Here is a 14876-nt window from a genome sequence, read left to right on the forward strand (position 1 = left end):
CAGAGAGCGCGCCGCTGCCGCGTCAACAACTTCGGATACCGGACAGGCCCGGTATCCCCGAAGCTCCGAGGGCTACAACACCTGGGAGAGGAACTGCTGGAGCCGTGGGGACTCGGCGGCGGTGAACAGCTTCTCCGGGACGCCAGCCTCGACGACCACACCGCGGTCCATGAAGGCAACCTGGTCGGCGACCTGCCGGGCGAAGCCCATCTCGTGGGTGACCACGATCATCGTCATCCCGGCGGAGGCGAGATCGGCCATCAGGCCGAGCACTCCCTTCACCAGTTCGGGGTCGAGCGCCGAGGTGGCCTCGTCGAACAGCATCACCTCGGGCTTCATCGCCAGCGCCCGGGCGATCGCGACCCGTTGCTGCTGGCCCCCGGAGAGGTTGCCCGGCCGCGCCGACTCCTTCTCCCGGAGTCCGACCAGCTCGAGCTGGATCCGGGCCGCCTCGACCGCACCCTCGGGAGTGAGCTTCTTGATCTTGCGCAGCGGCAGCGTGATGTTCTCGAGCACTGTCTTGTGCGGGAACAGGTTGAAGTGCTGGAACACCATCCCGATCCGCCGGCGCAGCTCGTCCGGGTTGCTCCGCAGTACCGACTCGCCACCGAGCCGGATGTCACCCGCGTCGGGTTCGAGGAGCCGATTGGTGGCGCGAAGCAACGTCGACTTGCCGGACCCGGACGGCCCGATCACGCATGCCGTCCTCCCCGCCGGTACGACGAGGTCCACGCCCCGCAGTACCTTGTTGGTCCCGAAGGCGAGCTCGATCCCGGACAGCTCCAGGCTGGCCGCCCGGAAGGTGGTGTCGGCGGGCGCGGTGTCAGCGATGGTCGGCATGGACGAGCTCCTCGACCTCGAGTTCGGCGGTGGGACGGCCCTCGCGGAGCCGCTTGTCGAAGTAGTTGACCAGGTGCGTCAGCGGCACCGTGATGATCAGGTAGAAGATCCCGGCCAGCAGCAACGGCGAGAGGTTGCCGTTCGTCGCCGCCGCGTCCTGGCCGATCCGGAACAGCTCCCGCTGGCTGGCGAGCAGCCCGAGGAAGTAGACCAGGCTCGAGTCCTTCACCAGCGCGATGAACTGGTTCACCAGCGCGGGCAGGACTCGCCGTACACCCTGTGGGATGACGACCAGCCACATGCCGGAGGTGTAGGTGAAGCCGAGCGCCCGCGCGGCCTCCAACTGGCCGTTCTCCACGCTCTGGATGCCGGAGCGGAAGATCTCGCCGATGTAGGCGGCCGCGATCAGGGACAGTGCCAGGATGCCCAGCGGGTAAGGGTCCGGACCCCACCAGTGCCGGGTGATCGGCGACAGTCCCTGGCCGATCAGGAGAATCGTCAGGATCGCCGGCAGGCCGCGGAAGATGTCGGTATAGATCTTCGCCGGCCAGCGCAGCCAGCGGCGGCGGGACAGCCCCATCACCGCCACGACCATGCCGAGCACAGTGCCCAGCACGACCGAGGCGGCGGCGAGGATGAGGGTGTTGACCAGTCCCACCTTGAACATCTCCGGCAGGACCGCCTTCATCGACTCCCAGTCGAGAAAGGTGTCCGAGAGGGTGGACCAGATGTCCATCAGCCAGCCGCGGGAGTGGCCGGGGCAGTCGGGGTGGTGAACTTGACGGAGCCGCTACCGGGCTTGAAGTTCGGCGGTACCGCGCGGCCCGGGTAGTACTGCTCGACCAACTTGGTCCAGGTGCCGTCGGCGATCACCTCGTCGAGCGCCTTGTTCACGGCCTCGCGGAGCTTGTCGTTGCTCTTGGCCACCGCGAAGGCCATCGGTGCGTCGCTGAGCTCCTTCGCGGCCAGGATCACCGTGCCGCCGCCCTGCTCCTTGGCCATCTTCTCGCCGATCTCGGCGGGCGAGACCCAAGCATCCGCGGTACCGGCCTTGAGCTGGCCGAGCGCGGCGTTGTAGTTCGGCACCCGCACCGGGTCGAGGTTCTTCTGGGTGGCGTAGTCGTCCTGCACGGTGCCCTGCACCACGACGACCCGCTTGCCGTTCAGCTGGTCGAACGAGGTGATGCCGGAGGTCTTGGTGGTGTTCAGGCCGAGGTAGCCGAAGTCGTAGCCGTTGCTGAACGCAACGGTCTTCTTGCGCGCCTCGGTGACCGTGATGGAGGAGCTGCCGAGGTCGTACTGACCCCCGTTCACCTGCGCGAGCAGGGCGGAGAAGTCGGTGCCGACGAACTCCGGTTTGAGGTTCAGCTTCGCCGCGACCGCCGTGATCAGGTCGTTGTCGAAGCCGGTAAACTTGCCGTCCTTGACGTAGACGTTCGGCGGCGCGTCGGTGAGCGTGCCGATCCGCAGGGTGCCGGACTGCATCAGGCCCAGGTCGGGTCCCGAGGCAGCGGACTTGTCGTCGCTGCCGCAGGCCGCGAGCGCGACAGCCAGGGTGACGGCCGTACCGAGAGCGGCGAACCGGCGGAAGGCGCTGATGGCGCGCACGGGTGTCTCCTTCAGAACAGGGGATGTCGGGGCTGTGGGGTTGACCCACCCGAGGACGCTAACGCCGTCGTACGGCGGCTCATTCCGCCGTCACGCGGGATGAGACGAGACCGCAATGTCCACTCGGAGCGTGGTATATAAGAGCCCGAATGCCCTTGTGTGCTTCAGATCACGCCCGGTTCAGTGGTGGCGTTCGTAATGTGCCACGGCGTCGTCGGTCCGTCCCGCACCGTAAGCGAGCAGCAGCTCGGCCAGACCGGGGGAGTCGGCAACGATCAGGTTCGCGGCCCGCTGGATCTCGTCCGCCGACGCGACCGACCGGAACAGATCCTGGATCTCCCGTACCACGGTGCGCGCGGCCGGCCGCGCGATGCTTGCCGTCGGCACCGACTTGGTGAAGGCGCCGGTGCTGCCGCGGATCTCGTCGAGCTCGGCGGCGATCTGGAGATCCTCGAGGCCGTCCTCGACCACCCGGGCGACCAGTTCGTCGAGCGAGTGCAGACGCTGCACGACAGCGGGGTTGCCGATCTTCACGCGCTGCGCGCTCATCAGTTGCGACAGCATCGGCGCGGACAGGCCGATCGCCTCAGCGAGCCGGGCCTGGGTCAGCCCCAGGGTGCCGCCGATCCGCCGCATCAGGACCCCCAGCGGCTCGCCGTACAGCTCGGTTTGCTGCTGCAGGTTGTGCTCGGTCTGGTCCACGGTTGCCACCCTCCTTGTGGCAGGCTCCCCCTCGGCGCCCGCTCGATCATCTTCGCAGCTGCGAACCGCAAATTCCAGTTCCGAACCTGCTTGACATTCGCGATAGCAAACTGCAAAGGTTGCGATAGCGAATCCACTGGAGGAAATGATGATCCGAACGCAGGGGTACCGCCGCCCCGCGGCCCTGACTCTGATCGCCGCCGTGCTGCTGGCCGGTCTGTCGATCGCGCCTGCGCAGGCCGATCCCGAGCCGGGGGACAACGGCAAGCTGGTGATGGTGCTGGACTCGTCCGGGTCGATGAAGGAGCCGGCCGGTGACGGCCAGACCAAGATCGTTGCGGCCCGTACTGCGCTCACCCGCGTGGTGAACAAGCTCCCGGAAGGCGCCCAGGTCGGTCTCCGGGTCTACGGCGCGACCGTGTTCAAGCGCAGCCAGCCCGGCGCCTGCACGGACACCCAGTTGACCGTGCCGATCGGCACCGGCAACCGCCCGCAGTTGCTGTCGGCGATCGCGAAGTACAAGCCGTACGGCGAGACTCCGATCGGATACTCCCTGCAGCAGGCCGCCAAGGATCTCGGTCCGAGCGGCCAGCGCACCATCGTGCTGGTCTCCGACGGTGAGGCGACCTGCGCGCCGGAGCCCTGCGAGGTGGCCCGGTCGATCGCCAAGCAGGGCATCGACCTGAAGATCGACGTCGTCGGCTTCCGGGTCGGCGCCAAGGCTCGCAGCCAGTTGCAGTGCGTGGCCCGGGAGGGCCGCGGCGACTACTACGACGCCGACTCCACGATCGACCTCGAAGCCGGCCTGGACCGCCTGTCCACCCGCGCCTTCCGCCCCTTCCGCCTCTCCGGTACTCCGGTCGAGGGCGGGCCGCAGCAGGAGGGTGCCCCGGTGCTTGCCCCGGGCCTCTACTCCGACAAGTTCGGCGCCGAGAAGGTCGCGAAGTACTACCTGGTCAAGCGGACGATCGCCGGCTCGACCCTGCGGGCCGGTGTCAGCTTCCGGAATCCTGCCGGCGGTAGCGATGTGGTCGAGTCCAAGACCCAGCTCTCGACGATCGAGGGCGACGACTGTGGCTGGAGCTATCCGCACAACTACGGCAGTGACGAGGGGCTCGCGACCGGGGTGGCTTCGAGCTGGAAGGAGACGCAGGACGAGTGCGCCACGGCGGACCAGCTCGTGCTGACCGTGTCCCATGGCGACAAGCAGCTGGTGGCCACACCGTTCGAGCTGCGGATCGACGAGGAGCCGCCGGTCAGCACCACGACCGGTCTGCCGGACGAGGCCGAGGAGCCGACCTGGAAGTCGATGCCGGGTTCGACGCCTCGCGAGATCGTGCCTGGTTCGAGCTTTCCCGACGCGCCACTGCTGAGCCCGGGCAGCTACAAGACGACCCTGATGCCTGGCGAGGTGCAGCTCTACAAGGTGAAGGTCGACTGGGGCCAGCGACTGCAGGCCCAGGTCAGCGTCCCGCAGCTGGGGGCGGCCATGGGGAAGGCGTTCGACGGCATTCGGTACCTCGACGTCAACCTGATCTCGCCGACCGGTGACGAGGTGTACGCGACGTTCGCGAAGGGCGCGCCCGGCGGCGCGTACAAGAAGGTCGCACTGACCAGCAGGGGCACGGTCCACGGAGTCGTCAGCAAGGAGATCCGCTACCTCAACCGCACCGGCGCCAACAGCTACAACACGGGGACGTCGCAGCCTGGTGAGTACTACGTGCTGGTCTCGCTCAGCAAGAAGACGCAGGCGCCGCAGCCCTTCGCCATGCCGATGACGCTGACCGTCGGACTGCAGGGGACGGCCGGCGCCGGCAAGCCGGAGTACGTCGACGGCGCGATGCCGGTCTCGGGAGACTCGGTGACCCCGAGTGCGACTCCGACCGACGAGCCGTCCGACAAGCCCTCTGGGGACAAGACCGAGGCGGGCGGTCCGGTTCAGGACAGCGGCAGCAGTTCCTCCGATGACGGCACTCCCGTCGGCCTGATCGCCGGTCTTGGCGGCGGTGGCGTCCTCTTGGCCCTGCTCGGCGCCTGGGCGGTCCTCCGCCTTCGGAACAAGAACGCGGTCGCGACTGCCCACCCCGCCTCCTACCCGCAGCCTGGTCCCTACCCGCAGCCGTCCGGCTGGCAACAGCACCCCAACCAGCCGAACCACCCCAACCAGCCCAACTATCCGAACCAGGGGCCACCGCAGAACCCGCAGCAAGGCCCAGCCCCGCGCTGAGTAAGAGCCCGGATCGCCTCGAGCGGTCCGGGCTCTGCTGTTGTCAGGTCAGCGCAAGAAGAGCCAGGTGGCGGTGGCGAGAAGGGCCACGGCGCCGGTGAGGCTGCCGACCGCGGTCCAGAGGAGGGGCTTGCTTCGGCTGGAGCTGGGGCTGCTGATAGTTGCGGTCGCCAGGGCGGTGGATGAGACGGCTAGTGGCTGTGGGGACGACGGCCGCGATGGAGGTGACGATCGCGAGGGACGTGCAGTTGGACCGGTAGGGGTCCAGGTGGGTGGGAGGGGCGGGAGTTGGTCGAAGGCTTCGGGGGGATCGGGGTGGTGGGCCCAGGGGGCGGCACCTGGGGGTGGGACGAGGATGGTTTGGGCGAGGAGGCGGCCGGCTTCGGCGGCGGAGGTCGGGCGGGCCGTGGGTGAGGGGTCGGTGAGGGTGCGGATGAGATCCCACAAGTCGCCTTCGCCGGTGGGCAGGGCGCCGTTGAGGTCCGGGCGTACTCCGGTGAGGAGTTCGGCGGCGACGGCGCCGACGGTGTAGAGGTCCTGGCGGGGGTCCGGGTCGGCGCCGGCGAGTTGTTCGGGGGCGATGTAGCCGGGGGTGCCGAGGACCGTGCTGTGACGGGTCATGCGTGGCTCGTCGAGCAGGCCGGCGACGCCGAAGTCGGACAGGCGGAGGTGCGGCCGCCCGGTACCAGTGGCGTCGAGCAACAGGTTGGCCGGCTTGAGGTCGCGGTGCACGATGCCGGCGGCGTGTACCGCGGACAGTCCGTGCAGGACCTGGTCGAGCAGGACCGCGACGTACGACTCGGGCAGCGGACCGTGGTCGCCGAGCAGGGTGGCGACGGAGCCGCCGCGCACGAGGTCCATCGCGAAGACGACCTTGTCGTCGTCCGCGGCCCACCCGTGCGGCGCGACCACGTGCGGATGGTCGATCCGCAGCGACTGCTCCCGCACGAACCGCAGCAACGTCGCCGCGTCGTGCTGCCCGAGGACCTTGGCGGCGACGTACGCCTTCCGCCGCAGATCCCAGGCGCGCCAGACCGAGCCCATGCCACCGGTGCCGACCAGGTCGATCAGCTGGTACCGCCCCGCAAACGCCTCCACCGCCCAGAAACTACCGTCCCGCGGTCCCATCACGAGAAACCGCCTGTACCCGTGCAGCGGAGTACAGGCGATTCTCGATAGAGCTAGTGGCCCAGGGCGCGGGCGATCAGGATGTTGGTGGTGCTAGATAGCCGACAGCACCGAGTCCGGTCAAGGATTTGGCCACGATCCGCAATCGGCCGATCTCGCAAGGCGACGGTCGAGGTCAGTGCGTCAGAGGTCGTACGCCGTCTGGTGCCGCGGCTGGTAGAGCCCGAGCTCGCCCCCGCCGGGAAGACGGATCGACGTGAGGATGCCCCACCCCTGATCCTCGGGCGAGCTGACGAACTCGACGCCACGCGAGGTCAGGTCGGCGACGGTCTGCTCCAGGTCGTCGCACATCAGGAACAGCTCGTGCGACTCCCGCTCGCCCACCGGATGCACCGCAACCTCCGCCGGCGGAAGCTTGAAGGTCAGCCAGCCGCGGCCGGCGTCGACGTGCGGATAGCCCAGCACGTCGCGGAAGAACGCCCGGTCCGCCTCGGCATCCCGGCTGTAGATGATGACGTGCGCTCCGTTGATCATCCACCGACTGTAACGGCGGTGGATCGATCACTTCCCGAGGCCGAGCGCGACACCGCCTTGTTCTGAAAGCGCGGTGGCGACTGTGCGGGCGTTGGCTTGGAACTCTTCGGTTGGGACGGGTGGGAGGAGGTCGTCCCAGGCGGCGATCATGGCGCCGCGGAGTTGCATCATGCCGAGGGGGCGGGCGAGGAACCAGACGTGGAAGTGTTCGCTGCCGTCGCCCCAGCGGTTGAAGTGGGTGCGGCCGACGCCCTCGATCTGGCGGATCGCGCCGGCGACGCGCTGGATCATCGGTCCGAGCGTGGCCGTCAGCTCGGGCGGGAGGTTGTCCAGCCGGTAGTGCTCGCGGGGGACCAACAGGGCCACCATCGGCAGGCCGTTCTGCTGGAAGCCGGACTTCAGCCGCCACTGGTCGTCGCCCCAGATCGCGTCCAGCTCGGGGTTGGTGCAGGTGAAGCACGGTTTGCCGCCGGGCTCACCGGCACGCGGTGGTTCGGGGAGGACCGGTTCGTCCAGCGGGACCACCTGCAGGTCGCCCTCGAAAGGGAAGAACGGCCCGCCCAGCAGAGGCTCGGCTGACACGCGTTCGCCGTACGGGAGTCTGCGGTGGTAGTCGGACGGCCTCTCGGTTTCGCTCATGCACGAACTCTGCCCAACGCGATCGGCCGCTGTCACGGCCATTACCGTTTGTGGCATGAGTGACCCGGCAGGCGAGTTGGAACGACCGAAGCTGGCACAGGTCCTGGACCTGGCGCCGCATCCCGAGGGCGGCTGGTTCCGCGAGACCTGGCGGTCGCCGGTCAGCTTCCAGCCGGAGGGGTACGACGGACCGCGGGCGAGCGCGACGGCGATCTACTTCCTGCTGGAGCCGGGGGAGGAGTCGCGCTGGCACCGGGTGCGCTCGGCCGAGATCTGGCTGTGGCACTCGGGCGGTCCGCTGACGCTCGACCTCGGCGGCACCGGCGACGACCCGGGCGAGGCCGAACCGATCACCCTCGGCCCGGACGTCGAAGCCGGCCAGCACCCGCAGGCCGTAGTACCGGCGGGTGCTTGGCAGGCGGCGCGACCAGCCGGTGATCAGCCGGTGCTGGTCTCCTGCATCGTCTCGCCCGGCTTCGACTTCGCAGACTTCACCCTGCGCTAGAGGAGCACCGTGGCGAGAGCTTCGTAGCCGGGCAGGAGATCCGGCCCTTCCTTGCCGAGTTGCTGGATGACGACCTGGTCGGCGCCGGCCTCGAGGTGCGCGTTCAGGCCCTCGGCGATCTCGACGGCGGTGCCGTGCAGCACGAGCGCGTCGACCAGGTCGTCGCTACCGCCGTCCGCGATGTCATGGTCGCTGTACCCGAGGCGCTTCAGGTTGCTCGTGTAGTTGCTCAGCTGCAGGTACGACGCGAGGTAGTCGCGCGCCACCGACCGGGCCATCTCGTCGTCGGTCTCGAGTACCACCTTCTGCTCCGGCGCGAGCAGCACACCTGAACCCAGCGTCTCCCGCGCCTGTCGCGTGTGCTCCGGAGTGGTCAGGTAAGGCAACGCGCCGGCCGTCCGGGCGGCCGACAACTTCAGCACCCGCGGGCCGAGCGCCGCCAGCATCCGCCGGCCGGCCGGGACCTTCGCCTCGTCGAGCACGTCCAGGTAGTCGACGATCGTCTCGTACGGCGACTTGTACTCGCGGTCGCGTTCGGGGTGCCCGATGCCGACGCCGAGCACGAACCGCCCGGGGTGCTCCGACTCCAGCCGGTGGTACGACTCGGCCACGGCGGTCGCGTCGTCCTTCCACATGTTCACGATGCTCGTGCCGACCACGGCCGAGTTCGTCGACGCGAGCAGCACCTCGGCATCGCGCAGGTCAGCCGTCGGGGAGGCGCCCAGCCAGATCGCGCCGTACCCGGCCTGCTCGACCCCCGCGGCGAGCTCGGGACCCCATTTGTGCGCCTGGTGCCAGACACCGAACCGTCCCAGATCGACCACCACGTCGTACTCCTCTCCTCGATTCCACTCACCAACGGCAACTGCGGGCGGAGTGCCTCCCATTCCTGCCGGGGCGGCCGGGACGGGCGACAGGAGCAAGCATCGCTGACGTCCATGCCGTGCCGTCAACGATCGTTGCGGAGACAACTAGTGAGGGCTGGACGGTCAGAGCTGGGCGGCGATCTCCGGGATGCGGTGTTGGAGGTCGGCTGAGCGGGTGATGCTGTTCTGTGGTTCGCCGACCGTGGCGAGGTTGAGCATGCCGGGATCGCCCGCCTCCTGGCCGGCGCGGATCACCCGGGCCGACCGCAGTGCCCGCAGCGGCGCGCCTTCGAGGATCTGCAGCGGCGTGATGCCGCCGTCGTACGCCTCGGCCATCAGCGTCACCCGCCGCGCCTGGTACGCCGGGTCGCCGGGCATCGCGAGCGGGGCTGTGTTCCATGCGGTGAAGGCGATGTCGTCGAGCGGGGCTCCCGGCCCGGCCATGTCCCAGTCGATCACCCCGCTGAACCCGGCGTCGGTGCCGATCCAGTTGTAGTAGCCGAAGTCGTGCATGCAGATGATCTCGTCCGGTCCGAGCTCACCCTGGCTGGTCCGCCAGACCAGGTGACCCGTCGGCCGGTACGCCGCGACGACCTGGTGGTACCGGCGCAGCCAGCGCATCGCGTCGACGAGCACGTCGTCCGGCACTTCCGGCCCGTACACCTCGCCCGGCAGGTAGTCGAGGATCTCCCGGCCCCGGTCGTCGAACCCGAGCACCCGCGGTACGCCGGGCAGGCCCTCGGCGGCCAGGTGGTTCAGCAGCCCGTGCACGGCCGGGGTCCACGGTCCGGTCGCGCGGCGCACCGTGTCGCCCACGCGAACAGCGCCGCCGACGTTGCCTCCGGGGAGGGCGATCTCGTTCATTGCTCAACCTTTCACGACGGTTTTTGAGGGCTGCAGGCAAGCTGGGAGTAGGGCGCGAGCTGCGCAGAAGTGTGCCCGATCGCGCGAACGAAAAGATTGCGTGAAGGCGGAGGAAAAGATTGCGCTAAGAATGCGGAGAACGAGCCGGGCAAGCCTTCGCGGAGCCAACCTCACGGGGCGCCACGGCGTCGTACGAACAGTGTAACCGTACCGCAGGGGACGGTTCCGAGTGTCGGGACCGGACAAGACCATCCACTCGGGTGGTATGAACCTGGCGGGCTTACACTCAGCAGCGACCAGGCGTTCCCAACCCCTCGAAACGCCCGGGCCGCGGACCACAACGACGTGAGCCGCCGGCGACTCGGACGCAACCGGTCCGGGTCGTCACCTGGAAACGGAAGAAGGGCAAGTTGTGAAGGTCGGAGTTCCGAAGGAAGTCAAGAACCACGAGTACCGGGTGGCCATCACCCCGGCCGGGGTGCACGAGTTCGTGCGCAACGGGCACGAGGTTCTGATCGAGCAAGGGGCCGGCGCGGGCTCGCTGCTCCCTGATGACGAGTTCGTCGCCGCGGGCGCCCGCATTCTCCCCACGGCCGACGAAGTCTGGGCCGACGCCGAGCTGGTGCTGAAGGTCAAGGAGCCGGTGGAGGAGGAGTACCACCGGATGCGCAAGGAGCAAGTGCTGTTCACCTACCTGCACCTGGCCGCCAGTCGGGACTGCACGGCCGCGCTGCTCAAGTCCGGCATCACCGCAATCGCCTACGAGACGGTGCAGCTGCCGGACGGTTCGCTGCCGTTGCTCGCCCCGATGAGCGAGGTCGCGGGCCGGCTGGCTCCGCAGGCCGGCTCCTACCACCTGATGGCCAACGGCGGCGGCCGCGGCGTTCTGATGGGCGGCGTCTCCGGCGTGCACGCGGCCCGGGTGGTCGTGCTCGGCGCCGGCGTGGCGGGCATGAACGCCGCGGCGATCGCGCTCGGCATGCAGGCCGAGGTGCAGCTGTTCGACCGCAACATCGCCCGCCTCCGCGACGCCGACCGGACCTACCAGGGACACCTGCGCACGGTCGCGTCGAACGCCTTCGAGATCGAGCGCGCGGTGCTCGAGGCCGATCTGGTGATCGGTGCGGTCCTGGTCACCGGGGCGAAGGCCCCGAAGCTGGTCAGCAACGAGCTGGTCTCGCGGATGAGGCCGGGCAGCGTGCTCGTCGACATCGCGATCGACCAGGGCGGCTGCTTCGAGGACTCGCGTCCGACCACCCACGCCGACCCGGTGTACCGGGTGCACAACTCGCTGTTCTACTGCGTCGCGAACATGCCGGGCGCGGTGCCGAACACCTCGACGTACGCGCTCACCAACGTGACCCTGCCGTACGCCGTGGAGCTGGCGAACCTGGGCTGGCGTGAGGCGATGAAGCAGGACCACAGTCTTGCGCTCGGCCTGAACACGCACGACGGCCACATCACCTACGGCCCGGTCGCGGACGCGCACGACCTGCAGCAGTTGAAGCTCGACGAGGTACTGGTCTGAGCGCCGAGATCACCCGGGCGGTCAGCTCGTACCTCGACCACCTCACGGTCGAGCGAGGGCTGGCCGCCAACACCCTGGCGTCGTACCGCCGCGACCTGCGCCGGTACGACGCCTTCCTGGCCGAGGCGGACATCCACAGCCTCGGCCGGATCTCCGAGGCCGTCGTCAGCGACTTCCTGATGCGCCTGCGCGAAGGGGATCCGGACCACCCGCCACTGACCGCGTCGAGCGCGGGACGCACGGTGGTCGCGGTCCGCGGGTTCCACAAGTTCCTGCTCCGCGAAGGCCTGACGGCGGTCGATCCCGCGGCCGCGGTGAAACCACCCGCGCCGCCGCAACGCTTGCCGAAGGCCCTTTCCGTGGACGAGGTGACCCGGATTCTGTCGGCGGCCGCCGGCGCCGAGGCGGAGCCCGCAGTCCTGGCGACCCGGGATGCCGCGCTGCTGGAGTTCCTCTACGGCACGGGCGCGCGGATCTCCGAGGCAGTCGGGCTGGACGTGGACGAGGTCGACCTCGAGACGGGGACGGTCCTGCTCCGCGGTAAGGGCAGCAAGGAACGAGTCGTGCCCGTCGGTTCCTACGCACGCGACGCGCTCTCGGCGTACCAGGTGCGGGGCCGTCCCGACCTCGTCGGCCGGGGACGCGGTACTCCGGCCCTCTTCCTCAATGCTCGCGGCGGACGCCTGTCGCGCCAGAGCGCCTGGACCATACTGCGACGCGCCGCCGAGCGTGCGGGAGTCGCCAAGGAGATCTCGCCGCACACGTTGCGCCACTCGTTCGCCACTCACCTGCTGGACGGCGGCGCCGACGTCCGCGTGGTCCAGGAACTCCTCGGCCACGCCTCCGTCACGACGACCCAGGTCTACACCTTGGTGACGGTCGACAAACTCCGCGAGGTCTACGCGACTTCTCACCCGCGGGCGCTGTCCGGCTAGCTACTGTGCTCCTGGGGTGGTTCTCCAGCTACGACCGGCTCGTCGAACGCGCCCGGCGTACCGAGCCTGCGATGGTCTGAGGTATGCCCTTTCTCCAGGGCCTCTATTACGAGGACCACGGCCAAGGCGACGCCGTCCTGCTGCTGCCCGGGTGGGCGGGGAGCATTACCGACCTGGATCGTCTGCGCGGCGAGCTCGCGGCCGGCTTCCGGGTGATCGCCGTGGACCTGCCGGGCTGCGGTCGTTCGCAGCCTCAGCCCCGTTCTTACACGGCCGACTTCTACGTCGACGACGCTCGCACGTTCCTGGCCTTGCTCGACCACCTAGGCATCGGGTCGGCCCACCTGGTCGGCTTCAGTGACGGGGGTGAGACGGCTTTGCTGATGGCTGCCCTTGCGCCCGGCCGCGCTCTGTCCGTGGTCACCTGGGGAGTCGCCGGCCAGGTGGTCGCGCCGGCCGGCGGCTTCGGTCCGCTGGAGCGCCTGCTGGACGAGCCGACTCCGCTGCTGCTGCCGTTGGCTGCATACCTTGCGGAGGCGTACGGCCCCGAGAACGCCCGGGCGATGGCGAAGAGCTGGGCTGGAGCCTTGCGGACGATCGTCGAGTCCGGCGGCGACATCAGCCGCTCACAGGCAGCCGGGATCAGCTGTCCCGCGCTGCTGGTGGCAGGCGCCGACGACCCGTACTGCCCCGCGCAGGTGGTCCGGGAGCTTGCTGAGGCGATCCCGCGGGGCCGGTTCGTCGAGATGCCGGCCGTCGGCCATGACGTGCACCACCAAGCTCCCGGGGTGTTCCTTCCGCTGGTGCTCGACTGGCTGGAGGATCACTGAGGCCTGGTTCTCCTTGGCCGGCACGCCGGACCCCGCGGAGCGCGGTATGGGTGCTGTGTGCGATCATTCCGTCACGGTCGGTCACTCCGGCGGGGTGATCGGCCCCGTCCGGAACGCCGACCACAAACCACCCGACCCCGCTGCGGAGTGGCTGGTTGAGAGTGCTTGAATGCACGCTTACAGTCGCTGGGATCGCCCGTATCGGTTGAAAGGTTTGACGAGTCATGAACGAGTCGACATTCCCGGGCACCCAGCACCTGTCGTCGTCGACGGAACCGATGTCGTCGACACCTGAAACGGCGCCCGCCACGCCCCCGACTGCCCCCGCACCAGCACGGGCCGTCACCCCACCCAGCAACTATGCGGAGATGCCGAGGCCGACGGCCAAGCTGACCGCGGAGGACCTTTCGCCTGTGAATGACCCGCACGGCCCGAGGAACAAGATCGGGCCGACCGGACGGCCGCTTCCCGATCTGCCGGAGGTGAAGCCGCCCACCCGTCGTGGGCCGGCGCAGGTGATCGCCATGTGCAACCAGAAGGGTGGCGTCGGCAAGACCACGACGACCATCAACCTGGGCGCCGCGATCGCCGAGACCGGGCGCAAGGTGCTGCTGATCGACTTCGACCCCCAGGGTTCGGCCTCGATCGGCCTGGGGGTGCAGCCGCACGACCTCGAGCTGTCGGTCTACAACCTGCTGATGCAGCGCGACATCACGCCCGCCGAGGTGATCCAGGCGACCCGGGTCGAGAACCTCGACCTGCTGCCGGCCAACATCGACCTGTCCGCGGCCGAGGTCCAGCTGGTCCAGGAGGTCGCCCGCGAGTACACGCTGCAGCGGGTGCTGGAGCCGATCATCCCGCTGTACGACGTGATCCTGATCGACTGCGCGCCGTCGCTCGGCCTGCTGACCGTGAACGCCCTGACCGCGTCGAACGGCATCGTCGTACCGCTGGAGTGCGAGTTCTTCGCGCTGCGCGGGCTGGCGATGCTGACCGACACGATCGGCAAGGTGCAGGACCGGCTGAACCCGAAGCTGGAGATCGTCGGCATCCTCGGCACCATGTTCGACGGGCGCACCACGCACGCCCGGGAGGTGCTCGACCGGGTCGTCCAGGCCTTCGACGAGCGCGTCTTCCACACCGTCATCCGGCGTACCGTCAAGTTCCCCGAGACCACGGTCGTCGGCGAGCCGATCACGACGTACGCGCCATCGTCCCAAGCGGCTACCCAGTACCGCGACCTTGCCAAGGAGGTGCTGGCGCGTTGTCCCGCCGGGTGAGCCTGCCAGGTGCCAGCGAGCTGTTCGGGGGTGCGGCACCGAAGCAGACCAGACCCGAGACAAGCACAGCCACTGACGGATCGGCCCGGAGCAAACCTGCTCTGAGCGCCGACCGGCCCGGTACCAACGGGCGGTCGCGCACGGCCGTCGTCGAGGACCGCAAGTCCAGTGGACGGATCCGCCACGACACGAAGATCACCGTGTACGTGACGGAGGAAGAGCTGCTCGGACTGGAACAGACGAGACTCGCGTTGCGGGCCGAGCACGGCCTGACCGCGGACCGCGGCCGGATCGTCCGCGAGGCGATCGACGTGCTGCTGGCCGACTTCGTCGACCACGGGCCGGACTCCGTCCTGGTGCAGCGGCTCCGGGCCGCGGAGTGAGCTCGCC

Annotated in this window: 16 protein-coding genes; 7 read left to right on the plus strand and 9 right to left on the minus strand. The window is 69.0% G+C overall.

The features are described from left to right. Window positions 1-72: 72 nt before the first annotated feature. From EV644_RS23685 to EV644_RS23700, 4 genes are all read right to left on the minus strand, one after another. Window positions 73-840, minus strand: coding sequence for an amino acid ABC transporter ATP-binding protein (locus tag EV644_RS23685; RefSeq protein WP_132191051.1), 768 nt, complete (start codon window positions 838-840; stop codon window positions 73-75). Beyond that, complete coding sequence (locus tag EV644_RS23690) at window positions 824-1576, minus strand: amino acid ABC transporter permease (RefSeq protein WP_132191050.1); 753 nt, start codon at window positions 1574-1576, stop codon at window positions 824-826. The genes EV644_RS23685 and EV644_RS23690 overlap by 17 nt, the downstream gene beginning before the upstream one ends. After that, a complete protein-coding gene (locus EV644_RS23695; RefSeq protein WP_132191049.1) occupies window positions 1576-2448 on the minus strand; it encodes a substrate-binding periplasmic protein in 873 nt (290 codons plus the stop codon). Before EV644_RS23695 ends, EV644_RS23690 begins: the two co-directional genes overlap by 1 nt. A gap of 180 nt (window positions 2449-2628) precedes the next feature. Continuing rightward, complete coding sequence (locus EV644_RS23700; RefSeq protein ID WP_132191048.1) at window positions 2629-3150, minus strand: DNA-binding protein; 522 nt, start codon at window positions 3148-3150, stop codon at window positions 2629-2631. Window positions 3151-3295: 145 nt separating this feature from the next. On the opposite strand from EV644_RS23700, the gene EV644_RS23705 reads away from it, so the two are divergent. Beyond that, window positions 3296-5377: a vWA domain-containing protein gene (locus EV644_RS23705; protein ID WP_241998700.1), complete on the plus strand. Its 2082-nt coding sequence runs from the start codon at window positions 3296-3298 to the stop codon at window positions 5375-5377. Between the two features lie 48 nt (window positions 5378-5425). Here EV644_RS23705 and EV644_RS23710 read toward each other — a convergent pair whose 3' ends face one another. The 3 genes from EV644_RS23710 to EV644_RS23720 all read right to left on the minus strand — a co-directional run bounded on the left by EV644_RS23710 (window position 5426) and on the right by EV644_RS23720 (window position 7678). Then, window positions 5426-6475 (minus strand): serine/threonine-protein kinase, encoded by a 1050-nt coding sequence (locus tag EV644_RS23710; RefSeq protein ID WP_241998698.1) that lies wholly within the window; start codon window positions 6473-6475, stop codon window positions 5426-5428. Window positions 6476-6688: 213 nt separating this feature from the next. Continuing rightward, entirely contained in the window at window positions 6689-7039 is a 351-nt protein-coding gene (locus EV644_RS23715; RefSeq protein ID WP_132191046.1) for a VOC family protein, read from the minus strand. A gap of 27 nt (window positions 7040-7066) precedes the next feature. Continuing rightward, complete coding sequence (locus EV644_RS23720) at window positions 7067-7678, minus strand: HIT family protein (protein ID WP_132191045.1); 612 nt, start codon at window positions 7676-7678, stop codon at window positions 7067-7069. A gap of 55 nt (window positions 7679-7733) precedes the next feature. Between EV644_RS23720 and EV644_RS23725 the strand changes: the two genes are divergently transcribed. After that, on the plus strand, window positions 7734-8183 hold the full coding sequence (locus EV644_RS23725) for a cupin domain-containing protein (RefSeq protein WP_132191044.1): 450 nt from the start codon (window positions 7734-7736) through the stop codon (window positions 8181-8183). On the opposite strand, the gene EV644_RS23730 is transcribed toward EV644_RS23725, so the two are convergent. Both EV644_RS23730 and EV644_RS23735 read right to left on the minus strand, forming a co-directional pair. After that, the gene (locus EV644_RS23730) at window positions 8180-9010 is read right to left on the minus strand and encodes an LLM class F420-dependent oxidoreductase (protein WP_132191043.1); all 831 of its coding nucleotides are present in this window, start codon (window positions 9008-9010) and stop codon (window positions 8180-8182) included. The two genes, EV644_RS23725 and EV644_RS23730, sit on opposite strands and share 4 nt — an antisense overlap. A gap of 162 nt (window positions 9011-9172) precedes the next feature. Beyond that, a complete protein-coding gene (locus EV644_RS23735; protein WP_132191042.1) occupies window positions 9173-9913 on the minus strand; it encodes a phosphotransferase in 741 nt (246 codons plus the stop codon). A gap of 412 nt (window positions 9914-10325) precedes the next feature. Between EV644_RS23735 and ald the strand changes: the two genes are divergently transcribed. The 5 genes from ald (at window position 10326) to EV644_RS23760 (ending at window position 14869) form a co-directional block, all read left to right on the plus strand. Next, window positions 10326-11441 carry an alanine dehydrogenase gene (ald, locus tag EV644_RS23740; protein ID WP_132191041.1) on the plus strand — a complete coding sequence of 372 codons (1116 nt, stop codon included), beginning with the start codon at window positions 10326-10328 and terminating at the stop codon, window positions 11439-11441. After that, entirely contained in the window at window positions 11438-12376 is a 939-nt protein-coding gene (xerD, locus tag EV644_RS23745; protein WP_132191040.1) for a site-specific tyrosine recombinase XerD, read from the plus strand. The genes ald and xerD overlap by 4 nt, the downstream gene beginning before the upstream one ends. Before the next feature lie 83 nt (window positions 12377-12459). Next, on the plus strand, window positions 12460-13206 hold the full coding sequence (locus EV644_RS23750) for an alpha/beta fold hydrolase (protein ID WP_132191039.1): 747 nt from the start codon (window positions 12460-12462) through the stop codon (window positions 13204-13206). A gap of 368 nt (window positions 13207-13574) precedes the next feature. Then, entirely contained in the window at window positions 13575-14486 is a 912-nt protein-coding gene (locus tag EV644_RS23755) for a ParA family protein (protein ID WP_132191111.1), read from the plus strand. Next, on the plus strand, window positions 14471-14869 hold the full coding sequence (locus EV644_RS23760) for a hypothetical protein (RefSeq protein ID WP_132191038.1): 399 nt from the start codon (window positions 14471-14473) through the stop codon (window positions 14867-14869). Before EV644_RS23755 ends, EV644_RS23760 begins: the two co-directional genes overlap by 16 nt. Window positions 14870-14876: the final 7 nt, after the last annotated feature.

The organism is Kribbella orskensis (assembly GCF_004342085.1).
Classification (GTDB): domain Bacteria; phylum Actinomycetota; class Actinomycetes; order Propionibacteriales; family Kribbellaceae; genus Kribbella; species Kribbella orskensis.

What these genes read in the sequence shown, in the direction of transcription:
- EV644_RS23685 (WP_132191051.1), bottom strand. Translation starts at nt 840, where the DNA reads ATGCCGACCATCGCTGACACCGCGCCCGCCGACACCACCTTCCGGGCG.
- EV644_RS23690 (WP_132191050.1), bottom strand. Translation starts at nt 1,576, where the DNA reads ATGGACATCTGGTCCACCCTCTCGGACACCTTTCTCGACTGGGAGTCG.
- EV644_RS23705 (WP_241998700.1), top strand. Translation starts at nt 3,296, where the DNA reads ATGATGATCCGAACGCAGGGGTACCGCCGCCCCGCGGCCCTGACTCTG.
- EV644_RS23715 (WP_132191046.1), bottom strand. Translation starts at nt 7,039, where the DNA reads ATGATCAACGGAGCGCACGTCATCATCTACAGCCGGGATGCCGAGGCG.
- EV644_RS23720 (WP_132191045.1), bottom strand. Translation starts at nt 7,678, where the DNA reads ATGAGCGAAACCGAGAGGCCGTCCGACTACCACCGCAGACTCCCGTAC.
- EV644_RS23725 (WP_132191044.1), top strand. Translation starts at nt 7,734, where the DNA reads ATGAGTGACCCGGCAGGCGAGTTGGAACGACCGAAGCTGGCACAGGTC.
- EV644_RS23735 (WP_132191042.1), bottom strand. Translation starts at nt 9,913, where the DNA reads ATGAACGAGATCGCCCTCCCCGGAGGCAACGTCGGCGGCGCTGTTCGC.
- EV644_RS23750 (WP_132191039.1), top strand. Translation starts at nt 12,460, where the DNA reads ATGCCCTTTCTCCAGGGCCTCTATTACGAGGACCACGGCCAAGGCGAC.
- EV644_RS23755 (WP_132191111.1), top strand. Translation starts at nt 13,575, where the DNA reads ATGCCGAGGCCGACGGCCAAGCTGACCGCGGAGGACCTTTCGCCTGTG.